The 26,936-nt window shown below is 62.3% G+C and carries 29 protein-coding genes and 1 pseudogene; 21 read left to right on the top strand and 9 right to left on the bottom strand.

What is annotated here, in order from left to right; genetic code table 11:
* Nucleotides 1-65 precede the first annotated feature (65 nt).
* The 7 genes from ACSQ76_RS19050 to ACSQ76_RS19020 form a co-directional block, all read right to left on the bottom strand.
* A complete protein-coding gene (locus ACSQ76_RS19050) occupies nucleotides 66-2,267 on the bottom strand; it encodes a phage/plasmid primase, P4 family (protein ID WP_437157798.1) in 2,202 nt (733 codons plus the stop codon).
* Nucleotides 2,264-2,533, bottom strand: coding sequence for a hypothetical protein (locus ACSQ76_RS19045; protein ID WP_437157797.1), 270 nt, complete (start codon nucleotides 2,531-2,533; stop codon nucleotides 2,264-2,266). The genes ACSQ76_RS19050 and ACSQ76_RS19045 overlap by 4 nt, the downstream gene beginning before the upstream one ends.
* Nucleotides 2,530-3,030, bottom strand: a complete 501-nt coding sequence (locus tag ACSQ76_RS19040) for a hypothetical protein (protein WP_437157796.1) — start codon at nucleotides 3,028-3,030, stop codon at nucleotides 2,530-2,532. The genes ACSQ76_RS19045 and ACSQ76_RS19040 overlap by 4 nt, the downstream gene beginning before the upstream one ends.
* 318 nt (nucleotides 3,031-3,348) lie before the next feature.
* Nucleotides 3,349-4,092 (bottom strand): hypothetical protein, encoded by a 744-nt coding sequence (locus ACSQ76_RS19035; protein ID WP_437157795.1) that lies wholly within the window; start codon nucleotides 4,090-4,092, stop codon nucleotides 3,349-3,351.
* Between the two features lie 7 nt (nucleotides 4,093-4,099).
* Nucleotides 4,100-4,270 carry a helix-turn-helix transcriptional regulator gene (locus tag ACSQ76_RS19030; RefSeq protein ID WP_437157794.1) on the bottom strand — a complete coding sequence of 57 codons (171 nt, stop codon included), beginning with the start codon at nucleotides 4,268-4,270 and terminating at the stop codon, nucleotides 4,100-4,102.
* Nucleotides 4,271-4,343: 73 nt separating this feature from the next.
* A complete protein-coding gene (locus ACSQ76_RS19025; protein ID WP_437157793.1) occupies nucleotides 4,344-5,510 on the bottom strand; it encodes a tyrosine-type recombinase/integrase in 1,167 nt (388 codons plus the stop codon).
* A 482-nt stretch (nucleotides 5,511-5,992) separates the two neighbouring features.
* Nucleotides 5,993-6,604 carry a nuclear transport factor 2 family protein gene (locus tag ACSQ76_RS19020; RefSeq protein ID WP_437157792.1) on the bottom strand — a complete coding sequence of 204 codons (612 nt, stop codon included), beginning with the start codon at nucleotides 6,602-6,604 and terminating at the stop codon, nucleotides 5,993-5,995.
* Nucleotides 6,605-7,086: 482 nt separating this feature from the next.
* Here ACSQ76_RS19020 and ACSQ76_RS19015 point away from each other — a divergent pair, with 482 nt between their 5' ends.
* On the top strand, nucleotides 7,087-7,992 hold the full coding sequence (locus tag ACSQ76_RS19015) for a helix-turn-helix domain-containing protein (RefSeq protein ID WP_437157791.1): 906 nt from the start codon (nucleotides 7,087-7,089) through the stop codon (nucleotides 7,990-7,992).
* 73 nt (nucleotides 7,993-8,065) lie between these two features.
* Here the strand turns inward: ACSQ76_RS19015 and ACSQ76_RS19010 are convergent, their stop codons facing one another.
* Nucleotides 8,066-8,965: an FkbM family methyltransferase gene (locus tag ACSQ76_RS19010; RefSeq protein WP_437157790.1), complete on the bottom strand. Its 900-nt coding sequence runs from the start codon at nucleotides 8,963-8,965 to the stop codon at nucleotides 8,066-8,068.
* Nucleotides 8,966-9,170: 205 nt separating this feature from the next.
* On the opposite strand from ACSQ76_RS19010, the gene ACSQ76_RS19005 reads away from it, so the two are divergent.
* Entirely contained in the window at nucleotides 9,171-9,851 is a 681-nt protein-coding gene (locus ACSQ76_RS19005; RefSeq protein ID WP_437157789.1) for a glycosyltransferase, read from the top strand.
* Between the two features lie 101 nt (nucleotides 9,852-9,952).
* Here ACSQ76_RS19005 and ACSQ76_RS19000 read toward each other — a convergent pair whose 3' ends face one another.
* Nucleotides 9,953-10,876, bottom strand: coding sequence for a helix-turn-helix domain-containing protein (locus tag ACSQ76_RS19000; protein ID WP_437157788.1), 924 nt, complete (start codon nucleotides 10,874-10,876; stop codon nucleotides 9,953-9,955).
* 254 nt (nucleotides 10,877-11,130) lie between these two features.
* Between ACSQ76_RS19000 and ACSQ76_RS18995 the strand changes: the two genes are divergently transcribed.
* The 19 genes and pseudogenes from ACSQ76_RS18995 (at nucleotide 11,131) to ACSQ76_RS18905 (ending at nucleotide 26,882) form a co-directional block, all read left to right on the top strand.
* Nucleotides 11,131-11,888 (top strand): IS5 family transposase gene (locus ACSQ76_RS18995; protein WP_420557722.1). Its coding sequence is split into 2 segments (ribosomal slippage): nucleotides 11,131-11,467 and nucleotides 11,467-11,888, totalling 759 coding nucleotides; the frame shifts between segments, so codons are not numbered across the junction.
* 277 nt (nucleotides 11,889-12,165) lie between these two features.
* On the top strand, nucleotides 12,166-13,002 hold the full coding sequence (locus ACSQ76_RS18990) for an alpha/beta fold hydrolase (protein ID WP_437157787.1): 837 nt from the start codon (nucleotides 12,166-12,168) through the stop codon (nucleotides 13,000-13,002).
* Nucleotides 13,003-13,121: 119 nt separating this feature from the next.
* Nucleotides 13,122-13,514, top strand: a complete 393-nt coding sequence (locus tag ACSQ76_RS18985; RefSeq protein WP_437157786.1) for a RidA family protein — start codon at nucleotides 13,122-13,124, stop codon at nucleotides 13,512-13,514.
* Nucleotides 13,515-13,585: 71 nt separating this feature from the next.
* Nucleotides 13,586-14,281 carry a hydrolase gene (locus ACSQ76_RS18980; protein WP_437157785.1) on the top strand — a complete coding sequence of 232 codons (696 nt, stop codon included), beginning with the start codon at nucleotides 13,586-13,588 and terminating at the stop codon, nucleotides 14,279-14,281.
* Between the two features lie 142 nt (nucleotides 14,282-14,423).
* Complete coding sequence (locus ACSQ76_RS18975) at nucleotides 14,424-16,418, top strand: amidohydrolase (protein ID WP_437157784.1); 1,995 nt, start codon at nucleotides 14,424-14,426, stop codon at nucleotides 16,416-16,418.
* A gap of 9 nt (nucleotides 16,419-16,427) precedes the next feature.
* Nucleotides 16,428-16,673, top strand: a complete 246-nt coding sequence (locus ACSQ76_RS18970) for a DUF1427 family protein (protein WP_437157783.1) — start codon at nucleotides 16,428-16,430, stop codon at nucleotides 16,671-16,673.
* A complete protein-coding gene (locus ACSQ76_RS18965; protein WP_437157782.1) occupies nucleotides 16,670-17,488 on the top strand; it encodes an efflux RND transporter periplasmic adaptor subunit in 819 nt (272 codons plus the stop codon). The genes ACSQ76_RS18970 and ACSQ76_RS18965 overlap by 4 nt, the downstream gene beginning before the upstream one ends.
* Nucleotides 17,489-17,704: 216 nt before the next feature.
* Entirely contained in the window at nucleotides 17,705-18,682 is a 978-nt protein-coding gene (locus ACSQ76_RS18960) for a pirin family protein (protein WP_437157781.1), read from the top strand.
* Nucleotides 18,679-18,915 carry a VOC family protein gene (locus ACSQ76_RS18955; protein WP_437157780.1) on the top strand — a complete coding sequence of 79 codons (237 nt, stop codon included), beginning with the start codon at nucleotides 18,679-18,681 and terminating at the stop codon, nucleotides 18,913-18,915. The genes ACSQ76_RS18960 and ACSQ76_RS18955 overlap by 4 nt, the downstream gene beginning before the upstream one ends.
* Complete coding sequence (locus ACSQ76_RS18950; RefSeq protein ID WP_437157779.1) at nucleotides 18,912-19,223, top strand: VOC family protein; 312 nt, start codon at nucleotides 18,912-18,914, stop codon at nucleotides 19,221-19,223. Before ACSQ76_RS18955 ends, ACSQ76_RS18950 begins: the two co-directional genes overlap by 4 nt.
* Nucleotides 19,224-19,308: 85 nt before the next feature.
* Nucleotides 19,309-20,004, top strand: coding sequence for a type 1 glutamine amidotransferase domain-containing protein (locus ACSQ76_RS18945; RefSeq protein WP_437157751.1), 696 nt, complete (start codon nucleotides 19,309-19,311; stop codon nucleotides 20,002-20,004).
* Nucleotides 20,005-20,257: 253 nt separating this feature from the next.
* On the top strand, nucleotides 20,258-20,548 hold the full coding sequence (locus tag ACSQ76_RS18940; RefSeq protein ID WP_437157778.1) for a DUF1427 family protein: 291 nt from the start codon (nucleotides 20,258-20,260) through the stop codon (nucleotides 20,546-20,548).
* A pseudogene (locus ACSQ76_RS18935) lies at nucleotides 20,499-20,807 on the top strand (MFS transporter); the annotation flags it as partial. The gene ACSQ76_RS18940 and the pseudogene ACSQ76_RS18935, both read left to right, overlap by 50 nt.
* Nucleotides 20,808-20,907: 100 nt before the next feature.
* A complete protein-coding gene (locus tag ACSQ76_RS18930; protein ID WP_437157777.1) occupies nucleotides 20,908-22,131 on the top strand; it encodes an MFS transporter in 1,224 nt (407 codons plus the stop codon).
* Nucleotides 22,132-22,188: 57 nt separating this feature from the next.
* Entirely contained in the window at nucleotides 22,189-22,809 is a 621-nt protein-coding gene (locus ACSQ76_RS18925; RefSeq protein WP_437157776.1) for a glutathione S-transferase family protein, read from the top strand.
* A 20-nt stretch (nucleotides 22,810-22,829) separates the two neighbouring features.
* Entirely contained in the window at nucleotides 22,830-24,347 is a 1,518-nt protein-coding gene (locus ACSQ76_RS18920) for a VOC family protein (RefSeq protein WP_437157775.1), read from the top strand.
* Between the two features lie 344 nt (nucleotides 24,348-24,691).
* On the top strand, nucleotides 24,692-25,459 hold the full coding sequence (locus ACSQ76_RS18915; RefSeq protein ID WP_437157774.1) for an amino acid ABC transporter substrate-binding protein: 768 nt from the start codon (nucleotides 24,692-24,694) through the stop codon (nucleotides 25,457-25,459).
* A 3-nt stretch (nucleotides 25,460-25,462) separates the two neighbouring features.
* On the top strand, nucleotides 25,463-26,137 hold the full coding sequence (locus tag ACSQ76_RS18910) for an amino acid ABC transporter permease (RefSeq protein ID WP_437157773.1): 675 nt from the start codon (nucleotides 25,463-25,465) through the stop codon (nucleotides 26,135-26,137).
* A 28-nt stretch (nucleotides 26,138-26,165) separates the two neighbouring features.
* On the top strand, nucleotides 26,166-26,882 hold the full coding sequence (locus ACSQ76_RS18905) for an amino acid ABC transporter ATP-binding protein (RefSeq protein ID WP_437157772.1): 717 nt from the start codon (nucleotides 26,166-26,168) through the stop codon (nucleotides 26,880-26,882).
* The last annotated feature ends 54 nt before the right edge of the window (nucleotides 26,883-26,936 follow it).

Below are 26,936 nucleotides of genomic sequence, written 5' to 3'. Positions count from 1 at the left end.
ATCCAGACCGCGCTTCTGCCATTCAACAGCACCGTCGATGGCCCAGCGAAGGATCTTCGGACCTTCTACCCGAAGCTTGTCGGCAAGGTCAGGATCCCGCTTTTCTGCGGGGATAGTGACTGTGAACGGAACCAGGACCACGCGTGCCCGGATTGCTTCATCGACCCCCGGAACGATGGCTGGTTGTTTCCTGCAATCATCAGGGTCAGTTGGGGATCAAAGTCGAAGAAGTCGCCGCGCATGAAGCGTGCTGTCATCCGGTCGCCGCCGGTCAGGTCTTTGATGACCGACTCGTCCCAGGTCTTTCCTACAGGCAGCTCCGACCCCGCCACCAAGCGCGCGCCTTGAAGCCCTGCAAGTCCCGTGGAGTGCTTTTCGACCGCGCTGTTGAGGAAGGTTTCAGCCGCCGCTCTGCGCGCATAATCGCCCCAGAGGTCGAACAGCGTGTTCAGGAAGACCGACTTGCCGTTCCGGCCCGTGCCATAAAGGAACAGCAGCTTATGCTCGGTCGTTTGGCCGGTCAGGGCGTATCCAGCCGCGCGCTGCATGAAGGAGATAACCTCCTGGTCGCCTGCGAACACGTCATTAAGAAAGCGAAGCCATAGTTCGGGCTGCTCGCCTGTTGGAGCAGGAGCGCATGCCGTCAGTTTGGTGATGTTGTCCATGCGCAGTGCATCGCGAATCTGGCCGGTGCGCAGGTCAACCGTACCGCCAGGAGTGCCCAGAAGCATCCTGTCGCCGTCGAAGTCTTCCGCCCCCGCCACACTTGCCGGATTGGACCTTGCAAGGCTCTCTACCGCCGCAACAGTGACTTTACTGCGAAGGGCGCGGGCCTGCTCTTTTGCCCAGCGGCGTAGCTTGTCGCCTTCACCTTCGCCCTTGTCCTGGTCGAGCTTTGCAGCCTTGTGCTCTGAGGCCTCTACAAGGTCACTGGCACGATCCCGAAGAAAGGCGCGCGTGCGGGTGAGGTGGCCCAACTTGTCGTCGGCCTCCCATCGCGAACCACTCCAGAACAGCCACTTGCTCCATATGGCGACGTATCTGCCGTTCTGGTCGAAATCCTGGCTGCCAAGGTCGGTCGCAAGCGCGTCGTGGCTAAGGTCAAAGTCGCCTGTTTCGGCACCACCTTCTGGCTGCGGTGTGTTGGCCAGGTTACTGCCGAAATCCCATCCGGTAGGGGCACCGGGGGCGCGACCAAGGTTTTCACTCTTCGCGTAGGCGCGCACGGCTTCGGTAAAGTCTCCGTCATGCTCGAAATGAACGAATAGATCAAAGGCATCGCCTGTTCTGTAACCGCTCTGCGTGCCGCGCCCGATATCTGCCGCTGCATCGCTGCCTGAGAGACTGACCCAGTAGTCCCCGTAGCACCGGGTTGCATGGCTCCCACTCGACTGCATCGGGCTTTGCCAGTCGTCGGTGCTTGGGAGGTGCTTGTAGCCATAGTGTCCAAGAAGCTGCTCAACCGTGTGAGCGCCGTTGAAGTGGTCAACGGGGCTAACATCACCTCCCGAAGCCTGTACGCCTCTTTGAGCGGCTATACGGTCCCTCTCGGCCTGAGCTTCCGCCTCGGCTTCTGCCAACGCCCTGCGGTTTGCCTCGCGGCGCTGAATGATCGGGTGCTCGGCATCCAGTGAAATCCTTGCTTCCCTGCAAATGTCGAACTGGTAATGCTCACCACGGTTCGGCAGGTAGACGAGTTGTCCGGGACGTTCCAAACCCCGATCCGGGATCAACGAGCCGTCACTTGCTTCTTCCAGGAGGTCGAAGAAAGCGCGTTGCGTATCCGGGAAATCCTTCCCGGATATAGGCTCTAACAAAGGCAGTAGCGCCCGCCATTTCTTGTTTTCAGGTGTCGCGGATTTGCTGCTGTAGACCACCCTGCGGGCGTTGCCCACAACACCCTTGATGGCCGATACGACGTCGGTCAGGTCGAGGTTGTTCTCGTCAATGTCGAGCGTCAGCCACCAGAAGCAGCCTCGGTCCCGCTGTGCCTCATGAGAACGTGCATCCGTCTGGCAGTAGTTGGACGGGATAAACCACTGCGCGCGGTCCTTCACCACGTTGGAAGGGTCCTCGACCATGCGCACGATTTCCTTGCCAGTTACTGAGCCGTAGGCCTGCCCGGCAGACTTGTGCGGGTTTCGCCGCCCATCGCTCAGGATTTCGGCGTGGGTGTCGCTTTGACCGAACCCAGTGCAATACTCCCTTGCTACCACCCCCTCGGCGTAGCCCTGCATTTCGATTACGGCTGCGGTGGAATTCATCATGCAGCCCCGCTTTCCCGACGAAGAGGGATAACCTCTGCCGTCGCCAGATCCCGTTCATGGGCTTCGGCCCACTCTTTTGCGAACGCGATGGCTTTGGGGCGCGTGTCGAAGCTACCTACGATTGCCGCGCTGTCCCGGTGGCGTGACCAGTCATAGACGTAGTAGACCGTCAGGTAGCGGTATGGGGCGATTTCCTCGCCCCAACCTTCGCGGACCTCCACGTACCCCCTCAGGTCGTCCTCGGGTTTTCGCGAACACTCGGTCATGCAGCCTCGCTTTCCGCAGCGGGACTGGCGACCGTGCTGACCTCGCCGAGGTAACGCACCCGATCCACAAGGACGTAGATGCCAAAGCGCGTGTTCTCGATTCCGTCATTCTCCTGGAAGAACTCGGTTTCGATGTTGATCCCGTTTTCATTCCGCAGAAGCAGAACAATATCGGACAGGCGAACCGGACTGGCGCAGTAAATCGGGTTGCGTATCAGCGCATCCAGAACCTGCCGTTTGCGATTGCTCAAGGTGATGGTTTCACGCTTGCCGTCCGCGTGTTGCACCTCGTAGTGCGCCCCGCCTCGACGGCGCGGTAGATCAAGCCTCGAAATGATCCACTGGGTGTTTTCGGGCGGCGTTGCTTCTGTTTTTCTACTCATGCTCGTTTCCTTCTGGGTTGAAGGAACGGGCGGAATGCGGTACGTTTCTGTTGCTGCATAAACGAATACCGCCCCTGCCCGAACCTTTGGGTGGGGGTTTCGTTTAAGCAGCATCCTGCAATTGCTTGGTCAGAGCGTCGTCAACTTGGCTTTCGATCCAGTACGGACGACCGCCCAAGCGGATCGGTTCAGGAATGCGGCCAGCTTCTACGTCTCTATACAGGGAGCTGCGGGAGCGACCGCCAAGCTTTTGTGACAGTTGGTTGAGATTAAGATACGTCATTGCTTCACCTGCTTGTCTTTGTGAAGCTAACCCCTTCGGCCTTGCCACGCTTCACCATGGGGCGGCATGGTCGAAGGTAGAAGCGGACGATACTGCTAGCGCCCGACAGAAACGCAATATGTTTCCGTGGAATGTCTATGCGTATACATTTATTGATTTGGTTCAGCAGAACTGTCGACAGCAGATTTCCACGAACGAAGGGCGCTCTGAGCGGAAGGCGACTTTCCTTCGTCATATCCCCCTATCGTTGATAGAAGGTCCTCAAGCATACGGCCCATAGGACCAGGTGACTGTCTCTCACTTTTTGGAGCAAAGTTCTGGATATGATAGTTGTATCGCTCCAACAGTGTCTGATTATCGGCGCTATAGAATTCCTGGGTTAGAGCATTTCTCACAGGTTCTGGTCCGTAAGTTTGGGAGTTCACGCGCCATTCCTCAGTGGCCCAAACCTCTCGGCAAGCGCCAGCTATTGCTGCCATCTTCCAGTCACGATTAGCTTTCGCCGTCGGCAGCTGCTCTTGTACCTGCATTAGAGCCTTACATCCGCTTTTGATTTCCTTAGTCAGGAGGGTGACATCATATAGCAGTGCATAAGGCTCTAATGTCCGAGGTCCAGCTGCCCAATATAGCTTCTCTTTTAGCCCTTCCGGCAAAGCAGAGATTGCTCTTTCGTATTCAGTTGCGGCCTTAGAAAGACGTCGAAGGGCTTCCGTTTGCACCTTGGACCCATAGCCGAACTGCGCCTCTGGCGACTTCAGGGTATTGAGAATGATGTCTGCGTAACCGCAACTAACAGTGCTGCCGTGCCACGGTTCTACAGTACGCGGCAAATGGATTTCGATGATGCGAGCCACACCAGGCCTGAATGCTTTCATTTGGGACGTAATCTGCATTTCTATTCTATCTAGCCTCCATCCAGTCGCTGATTGCACTTTGCCGCCAACCAATGGCGCGTAGGCCAAGCTTTTGGGGTCGCGGGAAATCACCGCGCTCGATCATCCGGTATATCGTGGATCTGCTAAGCCCAATGGCTTGCTGAACTTCTCGGCATCTCAGTATCTTGTCGGTCATTAAAAGACTTCCTTCTTTCTTATGACACCAATCTGCACGATCACGGTTTAAGCCCAGTTAAAATTCCGGAAAATTAAGCATAATCCACCGATTTACTTATGTTCTTGCCGCTTGCGTGGTCAGCCCAACGGTTCATCAATTGCAGACGTAGAAGGAAAAGGTCAGACCTAGCATAGGCACGCTCGACCGCATCACCGACCTTGTGAGACAACGCAATTTCAGCAATTTCCCTGTCGGCGATTTGGTTTTCCCGGCACCAATCTCGAAACGTGGACCGAAACCCATGGGTGGTCAGGCCCTTCAGTTTCATTCGTTTGTACAGTGCGGCAAACACGGTGCCGGAAAGAGGCCGATTTCCGTTCGGACCACGATAAGGACTGGGAAATACCAACTCGTCATCCAGTCCCTTTACCTTCTCCAAGGTCGCAAGGGCCGCAGGCGAAAGCGGAACACGGTGCTTCTCGCCAGTCTTCATTCTTTCGGCGGGTACAGTCCAAACGCCACCGCTGATTTCGGACCAGCGTGCTCCCCTGGCTTCACCAGAGCGGGCAGCGGTCAGGATGATGAACTCTAGGCAACGTGCGGAAGTGCCCTCACGCTTTCTAAGTTCACGCATAAAGTCAGGTGTTTCAGACCAAGGCAGCGCTGCCATGTGCTGAGGTCGATTCTTTACGGTCGGCAGCGCCCTCGTCACGCCATTAACGGGGTTCTCATTCGGATACAGCATTGCACTTTTCGCCCAGTCAAACACGGTCGCGATGCGTTGCTTCACCTTGGAAGCTGTCTCGTTCTTTTCCGTCCATATCGGCGAGAGGACTTTGAGAACATGCGAACTGTCGAGTTGATGGATTGGCTTGGATCCAAATTCGGGGAAGACGTATCGATCAAGTGACGAAATCCACCTGATTGCATGGTCCTCGCTGCGCCATGATTTTCTAAGCTCGGAGTGTACCTTGCGCGCGGCTTCCTCGAATGTAACGCTCACACGTTTTCGCTCTTCGATTGGGTCACCGCCCTTGCGGGCAATTTTCCGCATCTCGCGCGCCTCGTCACGGGCCTCCGCCAAGCCAACAGTTTTGACTGAGCCTATACCCAGGTCACGCCTTTTGCCCTGAACGACCGTACGAAGGATCCATGACTTCCCGCCGTACTCTCCGATGCGCAGGTAAAGTCCGTCTCCGTCGCCGTACATACCCGCATCTTTAAGGCTGGAAACCTTTTTGGTGGTTAGTTTCCCCATCGCTGTCCCCACATTGGTTTACCATCATTTATACCATCAAAAAGTGTGGGGTTAAATGAAATTCTCTGGGGCAGCTTGAGACAAGCGCATTCAATAAGCACTGTAATTAAAGAATATTATGGAGTGTATTGGAACAGCGTGAAACATTAGTTTCGTAGCCTCCTCCGCTACCAAATTTTCCCTTGATGAAATCAGCGGCTTTCTCCTGTTCAGGTTCGGGACTGCGCTCCCAAAAGCTTATTGGGGTGGCGTCTGAGCCGAAAGGCTCGTTGGTGACCGCGAGTAATTCTAACCGAACATTTGGGCACACGATTGCAGTTGTAGCAGACCATGCGCACGCCGATTGTTTAACCAAGTGTCTGTATGGCGATCATGTTCACCCTGCCGCAATCGAAACTCAACGTCGGGTGGAGACCCTGAAGGATGCCGCCGCGACGGGAAGCTTCATCCAAGGTCACATGCCGGATCAGCATGGCGGTTGCCTATTCGTCCGGGTTTGCCTTGATGCGGTATTCGCCGCTTTCCCGGAAGCTGCGAACGGTGGCGAAGGTGTCTTCCATGAATTGCACATAGGACAGTTTGCCGTTTTCGCCGCGCGCCAAAACCGCGAACGGGGAGGTCACGGTCTTGCCCAGCGTGTTGGACGTATAGGTGAACGTGCCGAAAAGCGCGGCACCGTTCTCGTTCTCGAAGCTGTCCTGAATCTGGAAATCGTCGACCGTCCAGTAACGGCTCACATCGATGAAGGTCTGGACCAGACCTTCGGTACCCTTCGTCGTCCCGGCCCAAGGCATGATCTGCTTCAGTTCCGGATTCTCGTAATTCAATGAAACATATGTGAAATCGTCGGTTGTGTACTGCTTGACGAAGTCCAGGTCCGATGGGTTCGACAAGATGGTCTGCAGGACTGCCAGGGGCGATGCCTCGGATGCGGGCGCGACCGTGGAAAAATCCTGTGCATTTGCGGCGCCGGAAAGCGCGGTCAAGGCAATTGTGGCAGCGGCATTGCGAAGGGTGGCGGCGTTTGCAGGCATAATGTATTCCTTCAAAGCGCTGTGAGGCGTACGGCGCAAAAGCTGCTGCGTTGGTTTCATCCTTGCGCTCTTTGCCAAACCCAGAAAGCCGTGGCTCAGAATGGTTGAGAATTGCGGCGCGTGTCGCGGCCATTTTTGTTTCCCCCACAAGGGCGAGCACGGGCGCAGACTGCGCAAGCCTGTGGAGACGCGTCTGCCTCGGGCGCGACGCCGCACGGCTTTTGGTCGATACGGCGCTGAACGGCCTGGCAACATCCGGCTCTTTGCGAACGTGAAAGACAAAAACCGCAAGACCGGCACCATGGCAGCAAGCGCGGCACCGAACGGAAGTCGCAGGCTTGCTAATCGAAGGTAAGAAACCGAAGTTATCAATCTGCCGCCGACCTCGTTCCGGCTGGCCGACATGGAAGACGGAAAAGAGGTATTCCCCCGATTTTGCGGAACCGGAAGCGCACCCGCTGTTTTCCATCCAGGCTGGGGCCCCTGATGAAGAACCGCAGGTCGCGAGATCGCCCAGTTCATTCCGGAGATATCAGGCAACCATGTCCAAGTATGCGTCTTTTGCCCAATGGTATAGCGAAGGCCCCAGCGCGACTTACGTCCATTCGATGAAATCCACGGGCGGCATTCTGAGTATGTATGGCTCGACGCAACCGGGTCAGGAAATGGATACCCCTGCCGTACCGGATCTCGTGATCTATCAGGATGTGCTCGGCGGCAGCCGTCTCAATGCCAGCCTTGGTGGGGGACGTTTCGACGTGACAATGGAAAACGGCGGCTGCGTCTTTGCGGCACCGAATTTCGCCGTCAACTGCCGCGTTGAAACCACGCACCATATCCGCAGCTTCGTGTTTCCCGTGTTGCACTGGCAGACAATGCTGGACGAAGCCTCGGACGGCAAAATTTCGTTTGACAGTTTGAGTATCTATCGCGGAGCGTTCGCGACGCCGGCCCTGAAAGGGAAGCTTCGGAACCTCTGGGCGCTTTGTGAAGAAGAAGCCGCACCGTCGCGCATGTTGGCGCGGGCCGCCGGTTGCGAGATCCTGGCCGAGATCTGCCAACTGGGCGGCACGGATCTGGCGCCGAAGAAGGGCGGCCTGGCACCCTGGGCAGAGCGGCGTTGTATCGAGATGATGCATGCGCGGTTTGCGGACGACCTGTGCGTCGACGAACTGGCAGTCGAAGCGCGGCTATCGTCTTTTCACTTTGCCCGCATGTTCAAGCAAAGCACGGGGGTCACGCCGCTGGCCTACCTGACGCGGCTGAGACTGGAGAAAGCCTGCGAGCTTCTCGAGCATACGGATATTCCGATTACCGAGATCGCGCCGGACGTCGGCTATTCTTCAAACCAGGTCCTCGCCCGGGTGTTTGCCAAGCATATGCACATGTCCCCGTCCGATTATCGACGTAGCGTGCGTGATCCCGCGCGCTCGTACGCGATGCGGTAGCGGATTACCGGCGGCTATCCAGGATGAGCGTTTAGCTTCATTGGGTGTTTTGGTCTGAAACGTGCCGCCAGGGTCACAACCGTTCCAAGATCCTGGCCAGCAGAGCAGAGTCCCTGTGAGCGGCCAGCAGGTTGTACCCCTTGTAAGGATCCGTCTTGAGCGCACGCACCTGATCGAGCGATGTGACCTGGCTGAAGCGGTCGTCGCAAAAGAAGAGACAGGTTTCCGGGATGCTCAGGAGATGGCTGCTGGGAGCACAGGTCGGGTCGCTGCCGTGGTCTTCGTAAATGATGACGGCCCCCTCCTGCAGTGCGCGTGAGGCCCCTTTGAGAGCCTCGACCTCGGCCCCTTCCACGTCGAGCTTGATAAGGGCCGGAACGCCTTTGGGCACGAGATCGTCGATGCGGCGGGTCACCACGGTTTCCGTCTTGTCGCCCGGGCCGGGTTTCCCATCGCTCAAAAGCCGTGCCGAGGCGTGGCTGTTCGCGACATTCACGAAGGTCAGGTGCTTGCCGGAGACCGAGTGGATGGCCACCTGGTGCAAGGTGACGTTCGGCAAGCGCCCCGCATTCCCCTCAAGCGCGGCAAAGGTCGCTTGCGCAGCCTCCGCCGCGATCACCCGATCGAACAGTGCGGCGGCGCGCACCGTCCAATAGCCCTTGTTGGCGCCGCAATCGCAGAAGACTTTCGCCTGCCCGGACGCTGCCCCCAGAACGGCGGCGACTTCCGGTTCGTACTCTTCGTGCCAAAGCGCGAACCTGGTCCAGTAACCGTCGTCCAGCGAGATTCCGAAGGGCGGCGCTCCGTCGATGCGCAGAAAAACCTGGTTGTCGCGGTTGAAAATCCGTCCGAGACCCCGGGCGAAACGCCCGTAGAGACCGCGTGACACTGCCAACCGGAACAACGCCATCAGCAGCGAGTATTGCAGCCGCGCGCCGGGGCTGGAAAAGGTCAGTTCGCGTGTGTCCTGCATTGGCTTCCGATCATGACCGCGCTGAGCGAGGGTCGTCCTCATCATTGCGGGGTTTGCGGCGTATGATCACCGCTTTAAGTTCACCTCGACTGCGCGCTGACACACGGATCGGTTTATCGTCAGCAGCCTGTGAGCGATATTGTAAACCGCGCCTGCTTTTGCCACAAGTCCGGGACTTGGCAATCTGGACAGGAGTGATATTCGGATGCCCGATGGAATCTCGATTGTCATCCCCGCCCGGAACGAGGCCGAAACGGTCGGCAAGGTGGTTTCCGCCGTGATCAACCTGCCCTGCGTGCGCGAGGTCGTGGTTGTCGATACCGCCTCGTGGGACGACACCGCCGCGGTCGCCGCCAGCGCCGGTGCGGTGGTGGTCGAAGAACCCGAGCTTGGAATGGGCCGCGCGTTGAAAACCGGTTATGCCGCAGCGAGATGGCCTTGGGTCATGAAGCTGGACGCCGATCTTGAGGAGTTCGACCCCAACCTGGTGCTGATGCTCGCCGAGGCCCGAGAGCCCGGCGTGGGGCTGGTCAAAGGCAAATGGCAGGATCCCAATGACGACATGCCGATGACGCGGTTGCTGGTGCGGCCCGCCATCCGCCAGATTTTTCCCGAGCTTCGCCATGTCAGGGCGGTCAACTCCGGCCTTTACCTGTTCAACCGCGACCTCATCGAACTGGATGAACTGGTGGATACGAACGCGGCCGATATCGACGTGATGCTGCGCGTTCACCTGGCCGGAAAGGAGATCGTCGAGGTGGAAATCGGACGGATCGGCCATGATCCTCGGAACGTCGAGCATTACAATCTGATGGCGGAGAATATCCTGCAGCTGTTCCTTCAGCACTACGCCCGCCAGATCAGGAGCGCGGACACCGGCACCTGAGACGGCCGTCATGCGGGAAAAAACGATTCGCTGTCGCCAAGGCCAAACCTGTCAGTGCCGAGACACGATCGCGATGGCCGGCCAATGTCGGTAGAGCGCATTCATGCAACGTCCTCCCTTCGCAATTGGGGCCTTCCCGGCTCGCGCATGGCGCGGCGATAGTCTGTTGGGCTCATACGCCGATTCTTCTGAAAGACCCGGGCGAGTACTTGGTTCGACGAATATCCGACCTCCAGCGCGATCTCCGTGATCGGAATGTCCGTCTTTTCGAGAAGTTCGCAGGTCTTTTCCATTCGCAGTTGCGTCAGGTAGACACGTGGCGGCACACCGAGGCTCTGCTTGAACATCCGGGCAAAATGAAACGGAGAGAGTTGCGCCTCGGCAGCCAGTTCTTCCAGGCCGATGTCTTCTGAAAGCCGGGCGTGCATGAGCTCGATGCATCGGCGTTTCGCCCACGGTGAGAGGCCGCCCTTCGCCGGGGCAGGTTTTGCCCCGCCCAGTCGGCACAGGTGCGATATGATCTCGTAGCCCGCGGCGCGCGCCAGCAGACGGGATGGCACGCCCTCGACTTCGCAAATTGACCAAAGGCACCGGATGGCGGAACGGATCTCCGGTGAATTGAAGGTCCCTCTGAAGACGTCTGGCCGATCGAGTACCGTCTGATCGACATTCGCTTCGTCGAATGCGCTTCGCCATTGCGACAGGGGCAACGCCAGGCAGCGGACCTGATGGCTGGAGTCGACCATTATCGTGTTGGCGAAGTTCGGTTTCGCGAGGAAGAAGCCGCATTTGTCGCTTTTGACGTCGAAGGCCCCCGATCCCATGTCCCCCCTGACGCGCGTGCCGCAATCCATGTACTGATGCAGCACCAGATCCGGCACCGCGGGGTCCGACATGTCGCCGGCCGGTTGCACCGCCTCGATCAGATTGAGGATGCCGCCGGCGGACTTTCTTGCACGAACATAGGATGCAAGATGACCTTCCCGGTACCATTGGGCGAACGAAGTATAGGTAGGGTGCGTCATCCTTTGTTCGCCTTTTCTGTCAGTTGATGATGAAGGCCCAAATGCATGTGCCCCGCGGCATTGGGGCCAAGCTACGCACTTGGCGCGTATTCGTAAAATACCGTCTTTTTGGCGATCTATTCGCAAATGATATAGCTTTCAGGGCGTCCTATGCTGCCTCCCGACCCCGCTCGGTCGACCGACGGCACTAGGGTCAGGATGCATTGATTTCCGTTGCGCTGCGTGATTCACGGCTCCGAAAACGGAGCGGTGACATGAGCGACCTTTACTGGCTGAGCGATGCGCAGATGGCCAAGCTGAAACCCTTTTTCCCGAAGTCGCATGGCAAGCCCCGTGTGGACGACAAACGGATCTTGAGCGGTATAATCTTCATCAATCGCAATGGCTTGCGTTGGCGCGATGCCCCTGCGGAGTATGGGCCGCATAAGACGCTCTACAGCCGTTGGAAGCGATGGAGCGATAAGGGTATCTTCGCCCGGATGCTTCTCGAACTGGCCGATCAAGGCGGCGGGACTGACACGCTGATGATCGATGCGACGCATCTGAAGACGCACCGCACGGCCTCCAGCCTGGGGCTGAAAAAAGGGGGCGCGGTCGCCTGATCGGACGTACCAAGGGCGGGATGAACTCGAAACTGCACGCGGTGACCGATGCGGCAGGCCGCCCGCTACGGATGTTTCTGACGGCCGGCCAACGGAGCGATTACATCGGCGCCCGTGCACTGCTGGACGGCCTTCCTCCCGCCAACCACATGCTGGCAGACCGTGGATACGATGCAGACTGGTATCGCGAAGCCCTTGAAGACAAGGGGATCACGCCGTGCATCCCTTCCCGAAAGAACCGTAAGGTACCAATCCCCTATGACGAAGCCCGATACCGCAAGCGCCACAAGATCGAGAACAGCTTCGCTCGCCTCAAGGACTGGCGACGGGTCGCGACCCGCTACGACAGGTGCCCGAAGGTCTTCCTATCAGCATGCGCATTGGCTGCCGTCGTCATGTTCTGGCTATGAATCCTGACCCTAATGCGCAAGTTCGGTGCATACGCAGCAGAACAGGCAACGCCCGGAAATTCGATGCCGGCTAACCTGTACCCGAATACTCGGATGCGCTGCATGCCGCAGCACCTTGAAATCCGACAAGGAGAAAGGATCACCAATGCCCTCCAATGATCTGACCCGTACGACACTGACGCGGCGCACGGCTCTGTACTCTGCCGGCGCTTTTGCCGCTGCGAGTGCGTTCTCCCTTCCCGGTTTTGCTCAAGAACAAATCAAAGGAGATTTTGTAATGGCGGAAATCACCACCCCCGACGGCAACCGCATCTTTTACAAGGACTGGGGCCCAAAGGACGCTCAGCCCATCGTCTTTCACCATGGCTGGCCGCTCAGCACCGACGAGTGGGACGCACAGATGCTGTTCTTCCTGTCGAAAGGGTTCCGCGTGGTCGCTCATGACCGGCGTGGCCACGGCCGGTCCGAGCAAGTTGAAAGCGGGCACGATATCGACCACTACGCCGCCGATGCCTTTGCCGTGGCCGAGGCGCTGGACCTGCGCAACGCGGTGCACGTCGGCCACTCCACCGGCGGCGGCGAAGTGGCGCGCTACGTGGCGCGGCACGGCGAACCCGCGGGACGGGTGGCCAAGGCGGTTCTCGTCGCCGCCATCCCGCCGCTGATGCTGCAGACCGACGCGAACCCCGAGGGCACGCCGATTGAGGTGTTCGACGACTTCCGCTCGGCCCTTGCCGGCAACCGCGCCCAGTTCTTTCGCGACGTGCCTGCCGGGCCGTTTTACGGGTTCAACCGCGAAGGCGCGACGGTCCACGAGGGGGTCATCCAGAACTGGTGGCGCCAGGGCATGATGGGCAGCGCCAAGGCGCACTACGACGGGATCAAGGCCTTTTCGGAAACCGACCAGACCGAGGATCTGAAGGCGATCAGCGTGCCGACCCTGGTTCTTCATGGCGAGGATGATCAGGTCGTTCCAATCGCGGCCTCGGCCGAGAAGGCGGTGAAACTGCTGCCCAACCCCACGTTGAAGACCTATCCAGGGCTCTCGCACGGGATGCTGACGGTCAACGCCGACGTGCTGAACGCCGATATTCTGGAGTTCATCGCCGGCTGAGGCCGCTGTTGGGGCGGGGCTTCGGCCCCGCCCCGCAGCGGGTTCGCAGACCACGCCAACGGACGTCGGTTTGCCTCGTCCAGCCGAAAAGCTCCCGTCGCTCATAGAGGACCAGATCAATGTCAAAACGCGATGCAATCTTTCCCGCCAACCGTCACGCGCTTTACGAGGAACACGGCTATTCCGCGGCGGTTCGCAGCGGCGATCTGTTGTTCGTTTCCGGCCAGGTCGGCAGCCGTGAGGACGGCTCGCCCGAACCCGAGTTCCGCAGCCAGGTCGAACTTGCCTTCAGAAACCTTGAGGCCGTGCTTGCCGCCGCCGGCGCCGGTTTCGACGATATCATCGATGTCACCACCTTCCACACCGATCCGGACAACCAGTTCGAGGCGATCATGGAGGTCAAGAGCGGGATCTTTTCCCAAGCTCCCTACCCGACCTGGACGGCGGTCGGTGTCAACTGGCTCGCCGGTTTCGACTTCGAGATCAAGGTCGTCGCGCGACTGCCGCGATGACATCCGATTGGTCGCTGCTCCCAGCGAAAGGCCGGGACGAGAAATAATGCATACTTACAAGGAGATACCAAATGAACAAGCCTGACCTGCTGACGCCCAGCAACTGCCAGATCATCTTTATCGACCACCAGCCGCAGATGGCGTTCGGCGTGCAGTCGATCGACCGCCAGGTTCTGAAGAACAATGTCGTGGCCCTGGCCAAGGCGGCCAAGGTGTTCGACATCCCGGCCACGATCACCACGGTCGAGACCGAGAGCTTCTCGGGTCACACGTATCCGGAATTGCTGGCCGTCTTTCCCGATCATCCGCTGCTCGAGCGGACCTCGATGAACTCCTGGGACGACCAGAAGGTGCGTGACGCGCTTGCCAAGAACGACCGGAAGAAGGTCATCGTTTCCGGCCTCTGGACCGAAGTCTGCAACAACACCTTCGCCTTCAGCGCGATGGCCGAGGGCGGGTACGAGATTTTCATGGTCGCGGACGCCTCGGGCGGGACCTCGCAGGAGGCGCATGATTATTCCCTGCAGCGCATGATCCAGGCCGGTGTCGTGCCGATGACCTGGCAGCAGGTGATGCTGGAATGGCAGCGCGACTGGGCGCATCGCGAGACCTATGACGCCGTGATGGAGATCGTGCGAGAGCATTCGGGGGCCTATGGCATGGGCGTCGATTACGCCTACACCATGGTCCACAAGGCGCCCGAGCGCGTCGAGCACGCAGAGCGTCTTGCGCCCGTGGCGGCCGGATCGGCCGCTGCCGCCGAATAACGATCCCGATGCGCCGGGTCCGGCGGCCGTCTTCTCCCCGCGGCCGTCCCGCTCCCGCCCGGCGCAACTGGCGGGCCTGCGCCCCCACGCAGGCCCGCCCTGTTTGCAAGCCCGGGAGAGGAGAGCCGCGAGGACGCGAGACATGCTCGAGACGACACACGACCCCACAAGAGACGCATCGACCGTGACCCGCCGGTGGGTCACGACGACAGGTGCGGCGGCCGGCGCGTTCGGCCTGGTCGCGCCCGGAAGGGCGTGGTCGCAATCCAACGAGGAGGACAAGATGCCCGACACGATCATCAGGAACGCCCGCGTGACAACGCTGGACCCCGCCATGCCCGAGGCCGGCGCCGTCGCGATCCGCGACGGTCTCATCATTGCGACGGGGCCGGAGGCGGAGATCATGCGCCTCGCGGGCGTGGACACTGAAGTGATCGACGCGGGCGGCAGACGCGTCATCCCCGGTCTCAACGACAGCCACACGCACCTGATCCGCGGCGGGCTCAACTACAACATGGAGCTAAGGTGGGAGAACGTCCCCTCGCTGGCAGACGCCCTGCGGATGCTGAAGGAGCAGGCGGACCGTACACCCGCGCCGCAATGGGTGCGTGTCGTCGGCGGTTGGTCGGAGTTCCAGTTCGCGGAGCGGCGTATGCCGACGCTTGACGAGATCAATGCCGCGGCGCCCGACACCCCGGTGTTCATCCTGCACCTCTACGGCCGGGCGCTGATCAACCGCGCGGCGATCGAGGTGCTGGGTTTCGGAAAGGACACGCCGAACCCGCCGGGCGGCGAGATTCAGCGGGACGATCACGGGAATCCGACGGGCCTCCTTGTGGCGAAACCCTCGGCGTTGATCCTCTATTCCACCCTGGGAATGGGGCCGAAGCTGCCGCGCGAGGACCAGGTCAACTCCACCCGCCACTACATGCGCGAGATGAATCGCCTGGGCATCACCAGCGTGATCGACGCCGGCGGCGGCGGGCAGAACTATCCGGATGACTACGCTGTCATCCAGCAGCTTGACGACGCGGATCAACTTACCGTCCGGATCGCCTACAACCTCTTTGCGCAGACTGCCGGCGCCGAGCTTTCGGACTATGAGCGCTGGGTGGAAATGACCGAACCCGGTACCGGCTCGGACATGCTGCGGATGAACGGGGCGGGCGAGAACCTGACCTGGTCTGCGGCGGATTTCGAGAACTTCCTCGAACCGCGCCCCGATCTGGCCCCCACGATGGAAAGCGAGCTTGAACCGGTTGTCGAGCTTCTGGCCGAGAACAAATGGCCGTTCCGCATCCATGCGACCTATGACGAGTCGATCGACCGGTTCCTGACCGTCTTCGAGCGCGTGAACCAGCGCCAGCCTTTCGAGACGCGGTTCATCATCGACCATGCCGAGACGGTTACGCCGCGCAATATCGAGCGCATCACGGCGCTTGGCGGCGGTATTGCCACGCAGCACCGGATGGCGTTTCAGGGCGAATACTTCGTCGACCGTTACGGCCCGGAGGCCGCGCGGGCGACGCCGCCGATCCGGCAGATGATCGACACGGGAACGCCGGTCGGCGCCGGCACCGACGCGACCCGCGTCGCCTCCTACGATCCGTGGGTCGGGCTCTACTGGATGACCACCGGCAAGACGCTGGGCGGCATGCCTCTTTATGACGAGGAGAACCTGCTGACGCGGGAGGAGGCGCTGCGCCTCTGGACCCACGGCTCGGCCTGGTTCTCGGGCGAGGCGGAGGTCAAGGGTACGCTGGCGCCCGGCATGTATGCCGATCTTGCGGTGCTCTCGGCGGATTACCTGAGCGTGCCGAACGAGGAGATCCGGCAGATCAACGCGGTCCTGACGATGGTCGGCGGCCGGGTCGTTTACGGCGAGGGCGCGTTCTCCGATCTGGCGCCGCCGCTGCCGCCGGCCTCGCCGGGCTGGAGCCCGGTCGGCGCCATCCCGAGCCCGGGCGCGCGCCAGGCCGCCATGGAGACCGGAACGCGCTATGCCAGCGCATGCGGCTGCGCCAGTGCCTGTTCACTGCACGGCCACGACCACGGCATCGCCTGGACAAACCCCATTCCGGTGAAGGATCTGAAGTCCTTCTGGGGCGCGCTTGGTTGTTCCTGCTTCGCGGTCTGACGGGAGGGCATGATGGATTGGAAACCCTACGCTTTGTCGCTGGCGGTCGGACTCGCGGTGGGGGGGCTTTACGCGCTCTTCGGTATCCGTTCGCCCGCGCCGCCGATCATCGCTCTGCTCGGCCTGCTCGGCATGTTGGTGGGAGAGGCGACGGCCAGTTGGCTCAAGAACCGGACGACGGCCGCACAGGCCGCGGCGGAGTGCCTACACGCCAAGCGCTTCGCCGACTCGCCGAGTGAAGAGATGCGGACATGAGGTTGCTACTCGCGTTTTTGCTGGTAGTTGCCCAGCCGGGTCTCGCGGAGCCCCTTGTCTTCGAAGGACGGATCGAGGCCTCGGAGCGCGCCGTCCTGTCGAGCCGTCTGAACGGCGTCGTGGCCGAGATCCTGTTTGAGGGCGGCGAGCGCGTTTCTGCCGGGCAACCGCTGATCCGACTCGATCCGACCGACGCGACGATCGCGCTCGAGATTGCCGAAGCGCGGCTTGCCGTCGCGCAGGCGCGGTTTGACGGGGCTTCCCGCCGCGCCGCCCGGCAGGAAGAAATGCATGAGCGCGGGATCGCAGCCGACTCCACGCTGGGGCCTGCCCGCACCGAAAGGGCGATGGCCGAGGCCGAGGTGGCGCTGGCCGAGGCCGAGCGGCGCCGGGCCGGACTTGACTTGGAAAGGACGGTCATCCGGGCGCCGATTTCCGGTCTCGTCTCGCCCCCGTCAGTGTCGGTCGGCGCCTTTCTCGAGGCGGAAGCCGCGCCACCGCTTGCCACGATCGTCGCGTTCGACCCGGCGGTCGTCGCCTACCGCGCGCCCTATGACGAGCGGCTCGAGTCCCTGGAAGTGGCCGGATCCGGAACGGTTGCCGAGCTGCTGGCGCGCATCCGGGTGCAACTGCGACTGCCGGGCGACAGGATCTATGTCGGGGAGGCAACCCCCCATGCCGCAAGTGCGGAGGTGGACGCGGAGACTGGCACCGTGACGGTATGGGCGCGATTTCCGAACCCCGATGCTCTGTTGCGCCCGGGCATGAGAGTCACCGTCCTTTCGCATATCCCGGGTGCGGAGGCGGTGGAATGAACCCGACTGCCGGATCGGCGCCTGTAATCGCGGCCGGCTGCGTTACGGCCAGACACGTCCGGACCCGGCCTCTTCGCCTACACATCACCGCGACGGAAACGCGGCAACAGCAATGGGCCGTCACACATTCGGCACCGGCTGTTGTGCCTAACCCATACCATCTGGCGGCCCTACGGCGGTCGTAACCCTGAAACCATCCCGAAAGGACACCAAATAATGAGCTGGAGCCCATGCCCCGACCCGACCCTTGGTGACGCCGCGAGCGTCGATGCCGTCGAAACCGTTATCGTGCCCCGTGCCGTCGATCTCGGGGAAATGACCGTGCGCCGTGCACTGCCCTCGACAGCCCGCCAGATGGTCGGGCCGTTCATCTTCTTCGACCAGATGGGACCGGCGGAGTTCCTGACCGACCAGGGCATCGACGTGCGGCCGCATCCGCATATCAACCTGGCCACGGTGACCTACCTTCTCGAGGGCGAGATCCTGCACCGCGACAGCCTAGGAACCGAGCAGACGATCCAGCCCGGCGCCGTGAACTGGATGCGGGCGGGGCGTGGGATCGTCCATTCCGAGCGCACCGCGCCCGAACTCAAACGCACCGGACAGCGGCTCTTCGGCTTGCAGACCTGGATGGCGCTGCCGGTCGCGGCGGAAGAATCCGACGCCGCCTTCATCCACCATGGCGAGGCGGAGCTGCCGGTGATCGACGACACCGGGTTGAACCTTCGCCTGATCGCGGGTGAGCTGCACGGCGCGCGCTCGCCGCTCGCGACGGCGTCGGAAACGCTCTATGCCGACATCGCGCTGGCGGCGGGCGGCACCTACCGGGTGGAGGCCACACATGAGGAGCGGGCGCTTTACATCCTGTCCGGCCACGTCGTGATCGATGGAACATCCCACGAGCCCGGCACCCTGCTGATCCTTGCCCCGCGTGCCGAGGCCGTGGTGCGGGCCGCGGGCGATGCCCGCCTCATGCTCTTCGGCGGCGAGCCGATGGAGGGGCCGCGCTACATCTGGTGGAACTTCGTCTCATCGCGCCCCGAGCGCATCGAGCAGGCCAAGGAGGAATGGCGCCGCGGCCGTTTCGAGACGGTGCCCGGAGACGAGTCGGATTTCATTCCGCTGCCCGATAATGCCAATCCGCCGCAACGTGCGACCGGCGGACGCGACGCGAGCGCGGATTTGCAGGGATGAGCGCCGTCCCCGGACTGCACCATGTCACCGCCGTTTGTTCCGACCCGCAGGGCAATCTGGATTTCTACACGCGCAGGCTTGGTCAGAAACTGGTGAAGAAGACGGTCAATTTCGACGATCCCGGCACATATACCTCTATTACGGCGACCGTACCGGGTCGCGCCTGCGTCTGCGAGCGCCAGGCGGGGAAAAGGGCAGCGTCGTCGATCTTTTGCGCGAGGATGCCGCCGTGATCGGGCGGCCGGGCGCGGGAACCATCCATCATGTCGCCTTCCGCGCGCGCGGCGCGGAGGAGCAACTCGAATGGCGGGACCGTCTGCGTGCCGCCGGGATTGCCGTAACGCCGGTCATCGACCGTCAGTATTTCACGGCGATTTACTTCCGCGAGCCGGGCGGCGTGCTTTTCGAGATCGCCACTGATCCGCCGGGCTTTGCCATCGACGAGCCTGAGGCGGCGCTGGGCCGCAACCTGATGCTGCCGGACCGCTACGAGCCGGACCGGGCGCGGATCGAGCGCCTGCTTCCGCCGCTTTCAGCGTGACGCCGGGTCCGGGATCCGGGATCGGCCACCACGTCTCGGGAGGCCTTCGCTCAACCGAAGCAAACGACTGAAAAGGAAAAGAGACATGAAAGTTCTGATGATACTGACGTCGCATGACGAACTCGGCGACACCGGCCGCAAGACCGGCTTCTGGCTCGAGGAGCTTGCCGCGCCTTATTATACCTTCAAGGACGAGGGCGCCGAAATCACCCTGGCGTCTCCCAAGGGCGGACGGCCGCCCCTGGATCCGGTCAGCAATTCGCCCGATTTCCAGACGGACCACACCCGCCGCTTCGAGGCCGATGCCGAAGCCAACGCGGCGCTTGCCGCGACGGTGAAGCTCGCCGACGTGAACGAAGGCGACTATGACACCGTGTTCTATCCCGGTGGCCATGGCCCGCTCTGGGATCTGACCGAAGACGCGGATTCGGTGGCGCTGATCGAGGCATTCCACGCGGCGGGCAAGCCCTTTGCGCTGGTCTGTCACGCTCCCGGCGTGCTGCGCGACGTCAAGGGCAGTGACGGTCGACCGCTGGTCGAAGGCCGCGACGTCACGGGCTTTACCAATTCGGAAGAGGCCGGTGTGGGCCTGACCGAGGTTGTTCCCTACCTGGTCGAGGACACGCTGAAAGCCAAGGGCGGCGCGTTCGTGAACGGCCCTGACTGGGCCTCGTTCGTGGTACGGGACGGTCTGCTGATCACCGGACAGAACCCGGCCTCTTCGGCCGAGGCAGCCGTGCGGCTTATCGAGGCGCTTGCAGAGCGCCAAACGGCCGGTTGATTGACTTCGCGTCAAATCGACCAAGCGCCCGTCGACCGCGGCAGAGCTTCGGCTTCGCCGCGGTCAGCAGCCCCGACCGGTATCGCGGGGCAACGGCAAGACAGACTGCGAACAACGCCCAGCCCGGCTGCCTTACGGTCTTCGGCAAAGGCAGGGAAGGCCGCAAGATCGGAACCTTCGCGGCAGCATCTGCGCCGCGTGACAGACGGCAATCCGTTAACGTGACATTGACCTGATCCTCCAGGAGAGACTTATGAGCCCCTTGCACCCCTATATCCTTTCGCTGACCGCCGGTCTCGCCATCGGCGTGATCTATGGCCTCATTTCCGTCCGTTCGCCCGCGCCGCCGATCATCGCGTTGCTGGGGCTTCTGGGCATGCTTGCCGGTGAAGCGTGCGTTCAGTGGCTGAGGGGCCACGCAAGTGTCGTGCAGTCGGCCCTGCACGCGAAGACCTTTGCGCATCCCTTCCGGGACGGCTCGGCGAAGGACGCCGATGCGGACGGAACGCGCGGCCTCCCGCAGACCGGACATCGCCGTGGTTGAGCGGCCTTTGGAGGGGGACAAATCCGGGAACCCGCTGAGCTACCCGGTCTTCCGGGCGCTCTGGATCGCGACGATCGTGTCGAATGTCGGCACATGGATGCATGATGTGGGCGCCGGGTGGCTGATGACCTCGCTGTCGCCGAGCCCGCTGCTGGTTGCTTTGGTGCAGACCGCGACGACGCTGCCGATGTTCCTTCTCGCACTGCCGGCCGGTGCGCTGGCCGACATCGTGGACCGGCGCAGGATGCTGCTGTCGGCGCAGTTGCTTGGCCTGTGTGCGGCGCTGACGCTGGCGATCCTTACAGCCTGGGGCCTCGTCCTCTCCGGAAATCCTGCTGGCGACGACGTTCCTGCTCGGCATGGCGGCGGCGCTCAGCGCGCCGGTGTTTCAGGCGATCGTACCGGAACTCGTGGGCCGGCAGGCGCTGCCGGACGCCATTGCGCTGAACAGTCTGGGCGTCAACATCTCGCGCGCGGTGGGCCCGGCGCTCGGGGGGATCATCGTCGCCCTTGCAGGAATCCCGGCCGTCTTTGCGCTAAATGCGCTTTCGGTGCTGGGCGTGCTGGCGGTGCTGTTCATCTGGAAGCGCCCCAGTACCGTACATACCCTGCCCCCCGAGCATTTCTTCGGCGCCCTGAAGGCCGGTTACCGCTATACCCGCCATTCCCCCGCCATGCGCCTGGTGCTGGTCCGGGCGGTGGGGTTCTTTCTCTTCGGCAGTGCCCTCTGGGCGATGCTGCCGCTGATCGCGCGGCACGGGCTCGGTCTCGATGCCGCCGGGTATGGTGTGCTGCTTGGCTGCATGGGCGCGGGAGCGGTCGCAGGTGCGATCCTGCTGAAACGCGTGCGGACGCGCGTCTCCGCCAATCCGTTGTCCGTTGCGGCGACACTGCTCTTTGCGCTGTCGACGCTGGCGCTTGCTCTGTCCACCCATGCCTGGGTTGCCGGCCCGGTCCTCTTCATGGCCGGGCTGGGCTGGATCGGGATGCTGACGTCGCTGAATCTCGCCGCGCACATGGCCTCGCCGGGCTGGGTCAAGGCGCGGGCGTTGGCGGTCTATCTGCTTACGTTTCAGGGAGCTATGACCTGTGGCAGTGTCCTGTGGGGTATGCTTGCCTCCGGCACCAGCGTCGCCACAGCCCTGGTGATTGCCGGCGTTGGGCAGGCTTGCGCGGCCGTCATTGCAATCCGCTGGCGACTGCCCCGCGATTCGGCAGCCGATCTCGCGCCGTCGCACCATTGGGCGGAGCCGGTCGTTTCCGTGCAGCCGGACGACGACCGCGGCCCGGTCATGATCGAGATCGAATATCATGTCGAGCCCGCGCGGCTGGCCGAATTCGTTACGGCCTTGCGCCGCTTCAAGTCTGTCCGACAGCGCGACGGCGCGATCCGCTGGGACGTCTGGGAGGACATGGCCGAGCCGGGGCGGGTCGTCGAGACATTCGTCGTGGAGAGCTGGGTCGAGCACCAACGCCAGCATGCGCGCGTGACCCGCGCCGATCAGCTGGATCAGGAGATCCTGCTCAAGTATCAGCTGGACGGCAGACAACCGGTGGTCCGGCACCTTTTGCGGCCATCATGACCTGTGGCGGCCCAATAGACAGCGATGCCCGCAACCAGTATTCCAAAAGGAAACACCATGCCCACACTTTACTATGTCCCGGATGCCTGCTCGCTGGCCCCGCACGTCGCGCTCGAATGGATCGGCGCCCCCTACGAGGCGGTCAAGGTGCAGTTCGGCTCGAAGGAGCTTCTGGCCGTGAACCCCGCCGGTGCGGTTCCCACCTTTCGTGAAGACGATCGCTGGCTGTTGACGCAGGCCGGCGCGATCCTCGATTACCTTGGCCAGAAGCACCCGGAGGCCGGACTGTCGGGCGGCGAAACCCTCCGCGCGAAGGCCGAGGCGCATCGCTGGTCGGCCTTCCTCACCTCGGATCTTCATGCCTCGTTCTGGCCGATCTTCGTGCCCTACCGCTACACGACCGACAAGAGCGATGCGGCCCGGCAGGCGGTGGCTGATGCCGGGCACAAGCTGGCCGCCAAGCAGCTTGGTGTTCTGAACCGCCACCTAGACGGGCGGGACTACATCCTGGAAGGTGGCCGATCGGTGATCGACGCCTATGCCTTTCCGATGATCCGCTGGGGGGCGAAACTTCTGCCGGGTGGGCTGCAGGACTTCCCGGCCGTGCAGGCGCTGCATGACCGGATCGCCGCCGATCCCGCCGTGCAGAAGGTTCTCGGCCGAGAGGCCGCGGCGTGAGTGGGGGTGGTGACGAAGGAATGATCAGCGGAATTCACCACGTCACCGGCATCACCGCCGATGTGCAGGCCAATGTCGATTTCTATGTCGGCTTCCTTGGTCTCAAGCTGGTCAAGCGGACGGCGGGCTATGCGGATGCCGAGCAGTTGCACCTGGTCTACGGCGACAGGCTTGGAAGCCCCGGATCGCTTCTGACCTTCCTGGTCTGGGAGGCCAGCGGCCGCGGGCGCACCGGCATCGGCCAAGTGCTGGAGATTGCGCTTGCGGTTTCTCCGCAGTCCATCTCCGGCTGGCTGACCAGAGCGCTTGCGGCCGGTGTCCCGTTCGAGGGGCCGACGCGCGAATTCGAAGAGCCGGTTCTGCGGTTCAGGGATCCCGACGGGCTGATCGTGAAACTGGTTGGTGTCGACCTGTCGACGCCCGCGCCGCTTCCAGGGGGACCCACCCGTTTGCGGGGCGTCACCCTGCTGACCGACAAGGCTGCGCAAACCGCGGAATTTCTGACGCGGTTCGGCTACCGCCACGGGGAACGCGCGGGCCAGACGCACCGCATGACATCCGACACCGACGTGATCGACGTGCGCGACGCGACGGGTTTCGTCCCCTCCGTCGCCGGGGCGGGCGTGCCCGATCACGTGGCCTTCCGGGCCGGGAATGCGGACGAGGTTCGGTCCCTGCGGGAATCGCTCCGCGAGCACGGACCGACCGAGGTCCATGACAGGAAATATTTCCTGTCGCTCTATGTTCGCGATCCGGCCGGCATCCTTCTGGAATACGCCACCGACAGGCCCGGCATGACGATCGACGAGGCGCCGGAAGCTCTTGGCCGGACGCTGTTCTTCCCGCCACAGGAGGCAGGCCGCGCCCAGGATCTCGAGGTCATGCTGCCGCAGTTCTCATTGCCGGGCGAGGAGCGGTTCCCCATCCGCAAGCTGCCCTTCGTTCACCGTTTCAACCGGCCGGATCAGCCGGATGGCACGACCCTGGTCTTGCTGCACGGCACGGGTGGAAACGAGGCCGATCTCATGCCGATTGCGCGTCGCATCGCCCCGCGTGCGACGCTGTTGGGGGTGCGAGGCCGGGCCACCGAGGAAGGCACCAATCGCTGGTTCCGGCGCTTCGACTTCACGACGTTCGATCAGGCCGATATCCGAAGCGAAGCCGAGGCATTCGCGGCATTCGTGGAGGGCGCGGTGGCCGGCTACGGAATAGATGCGGTCGGGCTTACCTTCCTCGGCTATTCCAACGGCGCGAACTTTCTGGCGGCGGTGATGCAGCTCTATCCTTCTGCCGTGCGCCGTGCCGTTCTGCTTCGCAGCGTCCAGGCCCTCGAGACGCCACCGTCGGCGGACCTTTCCGGAGCGCAGGTGCTGATGCTCGATGGGCGGGACGATGTTTACGCGCGCCAAGCGCCCGCCCTGGCCGAGGATCTGAGGGCGCAGGGTGCGAATGTCGAAACGCGAACGGTACGTGGCGGTCATGAGTTGACCGGCGCGGACGCCACCGAGGCCGCTGACTGGCTTGAACAGGGCACATGACCTGCCAGCGGGATCAAGCCGGGTCCGCGCCCGACGAACCGGCGTCTTCCTCGCCGGGGCGCTCTCACCGCGTCGCGTACGCCGCCCGATCTGCGTTGCGCGGGATGCATAGCCGCTCTGAGAACCGGTCTGGCAGCGGGAAAAGAGGGCTCGAGTTCGGAACGAACGTCGCGGTTCCGTACAGTCCCATGGTACAAATTTCGAGGCGCGGGGCCAAACCGGACGTTTCATTCCGGTTTTGCCGCCGTTCCGGGATGCCCGGCCTTCGTTTCGGAGCGTTCTTGCGTTTGCGCCAACCGATCGACATCTCTGCGTCCATAGCCGTTACCAAGGAGTCTTCCGCCATGACCAATGTCCTTCACTCCGCCCTTCTGGCCGGGCTCATCGTTGCGACCGTCCCCGCGGCCCAGGCCGAGGACGCCGCTTTGACCGTCGGCATGTCCGGCGGCTATTTCCCGTTCACCTTCGTGCGCCAGGATGTGCTGCAAGGGTTCGAGGTCGATGTCATGAACGCGGTGGGCGAGAAGGCCGGTCTCGACATCCAGTTCGAGACGATGTCCTTTTCCGGGCTAATCGGGGCGCTGGATGCGGGCCGTATCGACACCATCGCCAACCAGATCACCATCACGCCGGAGCGGGAGGCGAAATTCGCCTTTACCGAACCCTACGTTATCGACGGCGCCCAGGTCGTGACCCGCAAGGGCAATGATGCCATCGCCGGGGTCGAGGACCTGCGCGGCAAGATCGTGGCAGTGAACCTCGGGTCGAACTTCGAACAATTGCTGCGCGATCTGCCGTTTGCCGATGAGGTCGAAATCAGGACCTACGAAAGCAACATCGAGCAGGACACCGCGCTTGGCCGCGTCGACGCCTTCGTGATGGACCGGGTATCCTCGGCCCAGGTGATCAAGGAAAGCCCGCTGCCGTTACAACTGGCCGGCGAGCCCTTTTCGGAAATCCGCAATGCCCTGCCGTTCCGGGATGACGAAGAGGGCCGCGTTCTGCGCGACAAGGTCGATGCGGCGCTTGCAACGCTGCGCAAGGACGGCACCCTGAGCGAAATCTCGGAGAAGTGGTTCGGATCGGACATCACCTCGCCTGCGGCGGAGTAGACCGTGCAGGGGCTCGACATCGGGTACATGCTCGGGCTGGTGCCGGTCATCCTGGGTTATGTTCCGCTGACGCTGGCCATGGCATCGGCGGCCATGGTCTGTGCGCTGGTGCTGGCGGCCCTGCTGGCGGTCGAACGAGTGGCGCGTGTGCCGGTCCTGGACCGGCTGGTGATGCTTTTCATCAGCTTCTTCCGTGGCACGCCGCTACTGGTCCAACTTTTCCTGTTCTATTACGGGCTGCCACAGGTGCTACCTGTCCTGACCCGGATCGACGGGGTGACGGCGGCAATCCTGGGCCTGACGCTGCATTTCGCCGCCTACATGGCGGAATCGATCCGCGCCGCCATTGTCGGTGTCGATCGCAGCCAGTGGGAGGCGGCCCAATCCGTCGGCATGACCCAGCGACAGCTGATGCAGCGCATCGTCCTGCCGCAGGCCGCGCGTGTGGCGGCGCCGACGCTGGTCAACTACTTCATCGACATGCTCAAGGGGACCTCTCTGGCCTTTACCCTCGGCGTGACCGAGATGATGGGCGCCGCGCAGAAGGAAGCCGCCGGCAGCTTCCTCTACTTCGAAGCTTTTCTCGTGGTGGCGGTGATCTACTGGGTCATGGTCGAGGCGCTGAACCAGGGGCAGAAAGCCCTGGAAACCCGGCTGAACAAGGCGTACGCCCGATGAGTTCGACGACCGGCGTGACAGTCAGGGGTTGACCAAGACCTTCGGCGGGGCGGCGGTGCTGGACGGCATCGACCTCGACGTTTCTCCGGGTGAACGGGTGGTCATCATCGGGCCCTCGGGCACCGGGAAGTCGACCCTGCTGCGCTGCCTCAACTATCTTGACCAGCCGGATGCGGGGCAGATTTCCATTGGCGACCTGACCGTGGATGCCGCCCGTGCGCGCAAGTCCGACATCCTCGGGCTGCGGCGGCGCACCGGGTTCGTGTTCCAGAACTACGCGCTTTTCGCCAACAAGACCGCGCTCGAGAACATCATGGAGGCGCTGGTGACAGTTCAGCGCCTGCCGCGGGCCGATGCCGTTGCCCGCGCCCGGGACGTGCTTGCCGAGACCGGCCTCGCGGACAAGGCCGACAGTTATCCGGCGGCGCTTTCCGGCGGGCAGCAGCAACGGGTCGGTATCGGCCGCGCCATGGCTCTGGGTGCGGGAGTGCTGCTGTTCGACGAACCCACCTCCGCGCTGGACCCGGAGTGGGTGGGCGAGGTGCTCGACCTGATGCGTCGGGTGGCGGCGCAGAAACAGACACTCCTGATCGTGACCCACGAGATGCAGTTTGCCCGCGAGATCGCTGACCGTGTCCTGTTCATGCACAGCGGCAGGATCGTGGAGCAGGGCACACCGGCACAGATCTTCGATGCCCCACAGGATGCGCGGCTCCGGCGGTTTCTGGCCCGGACAGGGGTTTGAGCGCCCGTTGACAGCCCGGTGGGCCGAGGCGCCGGTGCCGAAGGCGGCTTTCCG

The organism is Roseovarius sp. B08, from assembly GCF_051417955.1.
Taxonomy (GTDB): Bacteria; Pseudomonadota; Alphaproteobacteria; order Rhodobacterales; family Rhodobacteraceae; genus Roseovarius.
Note: the sequence above shows the minus strand (reverse complement) of the source record. Positions and strands in the feature narration are given on the sequence as shown.

Excerpts from the sequence above, each read along its gene's own strand:
- ACSQ76_RS19050 (WP_437157798.1), bottom strand. The coding sequence starts at position 2,267 with ATGATGAATTCCACCGCAGCCGTAATCGAAATGCAGGGCTACGCCGAG.
- ACSQ76_RS19045 (WP_437157797.1), bottom strand. The coding sequence starts at position 2,533 with ATGACCGAGTGTTCGCGAAAACCCGAGGACGACCTGAGGGGGTACGTG.
- ACSQ76_RS19040 (WP_437157796.1), bottom strand. The coding sequence starts at position 3,030 with ATGCTGCTTAAACGAAACCCCCACCCAAAGGTTCGGGCAGGGGCGGTA.
- ACSQ76_RS19035 (WP_437157795.1), bottom strand. The coding sequence starts at position 4,092 with ATGCAGATTACGTCCCAAATGAAAGCATTCAGGCCTGGTGTGGCTCGC.
- ACSQ76_RS19030 (WP_437157794.1), bottom strand. The coding sequence starts at position 4,270 with ATGACCGACAAGATACTGAGATGCCGAGAAGTTCAGCAAGCCATTGGG.
- ACSQ76_RS19025 (WP_437157793.1), bottom strand. The coding sequence starts at position 5,510 with ATGGGGAAACTAACCACCAAAAAGGTTTCCAGCCTTAAAGATGCGGGT.
- ACSQ76_RS19020 (WP_437157792.1), bottom strand. The coding sequence starts at position 6,604 with ATGAAACCAACGCAGCAGCTTTTGCGCCGTACGCCTCACAGCGCTTTG.
- ACSQ76_RS19015 (WP_437157791.1), top strand. The coding sequence starts at position 7,087 with ATGTCCAAGTATGCGTCTTTTGCCCAATGGTATAGCGAAGGCCCCAGC.
- ACSQ76_RS19010 (WP_437157790.1), bottom strand. The coding sequence starts at position 8,965 with ATGCAGGACACACGCGAACTGACCTTTTCCAGCCCCGGCGCGCGGCTG.
- ACSQ76_RS19005 (WP_437157789.1), top strand. The coding sequence starts at position 9,171 with ATGCCCGATGGAATCTCGATTGTCATCCCCGCCCGGAACGAGGCCGAA.
- ACSQ76_RS19000 (WP_437157788.1), bottom strand. The coding sequence starts at position 10,876 with ATGACGCACCCTACCTATACTTCGTTCGCCCAATGGTACCGGGAAGGT.
- ACSQ76_RS18990 (WP_437157787.1), top strand. The coding sequence starts at position 12,166 with ATGGCGGAAATCACCACCCCCGACGGCAACCGCATCTTTTACAAGGAC.
- ACSQ76_RS18985 (WP_437157786.1), top strand. The coding sequence starts at position 13,122 with ATGTCAAAACGCGATGCAATCTTTCCCGCCAACCGTCACGCGCTTTAC.
- ACSQ76_RS18980 (WP_437157785.1), top strand. The coding sequence starts at position 13,586 with ATGAACAAGCCTGACCTGCTGACGCCCAGCAACTGCCAGATCATCTTT.
- ACSQ76_RS18975 (WP_437157784.1), top strand. The coding sequence starts at position 14,424 with ATGCTCGAGACGACACACGACCCCACAAGAGACGCATCGACCGTGACC.
- ACSQ76_RS18970 (WP_437157783.1), top strand. The coding sequence starts at position 16,428 with ATGATGGATTGGAAACCCTACGCTTTGTCGCTGGCGGTCGGACTCGCG.
- ACSQ76_RS18965 (WP_437157782.1), top strand. The coding sequence starts at position 16,670 with ATGAGGTTGCTACTCGCGTTTTTGCTGGTAGTTGCCCAGCCGGGTCTC.
- ACSQ76_RS18960 (WP_437157781.1), top strand. The coding sequence starts at position 17,705 with ATGAGCTGGAGCCCATGCCCCGACCCGACCCTTGGTGACGCCGCGAGC.
- ACSQ76_RS18955 (WP_437157780.1), top strand. The coding sequence starts at position 18,679 with ATGAGCGCCGTCCCCGGACTGCACCATGTCACCGCCGTTTGTTCCGAC.
- ACSQ76_RS18945 (WP_437157751.1), top strand. The coding sequence starts at position 19,309 with ATGAAAGTTCTGATGATACTGACGTCGCATGACGAACTCGGCGACACC.
- ACSQ76_RS18940 (WP_437157778.1), top strand. The coding sequence starts at position 20,258 with ATGAGCCCCTTGCACCCCTATATCCTTTCGCTGACCGCCGGTCTCGCC.
- ACSQ76_RS18930 (WP_437157777.1), top strand. The coding sequence starts at position 20,908 with ATGGCGGCGGCGCTCAGCGCGCCGGTGTTTCAGGCGATCGTACCGGAA.
- ACSQ76_RS18925 (WP_437157776.1), top strand. The coding sequence starts at position 22,189 with ATGCCCACACTTTACTATGTCCCGGATGCCTGCTCGCTGGCCCCGCAC.
- ACSQ76_RS18920 (WP_437157775.1), top strand. The coding sequence starts at position 22,830 with ATGATCAGCGGAATTCACCACGTCACCGGCATCACCGCCGATGTGCAG.
- ACSQ76_RS18915 (WP_437157774.1), top strand. The coding sequence starts at position 24,692 with ATGACCAATGTCCTTCACTCCGCCCTTCTGGCCGGGCTCATCGTTGCG.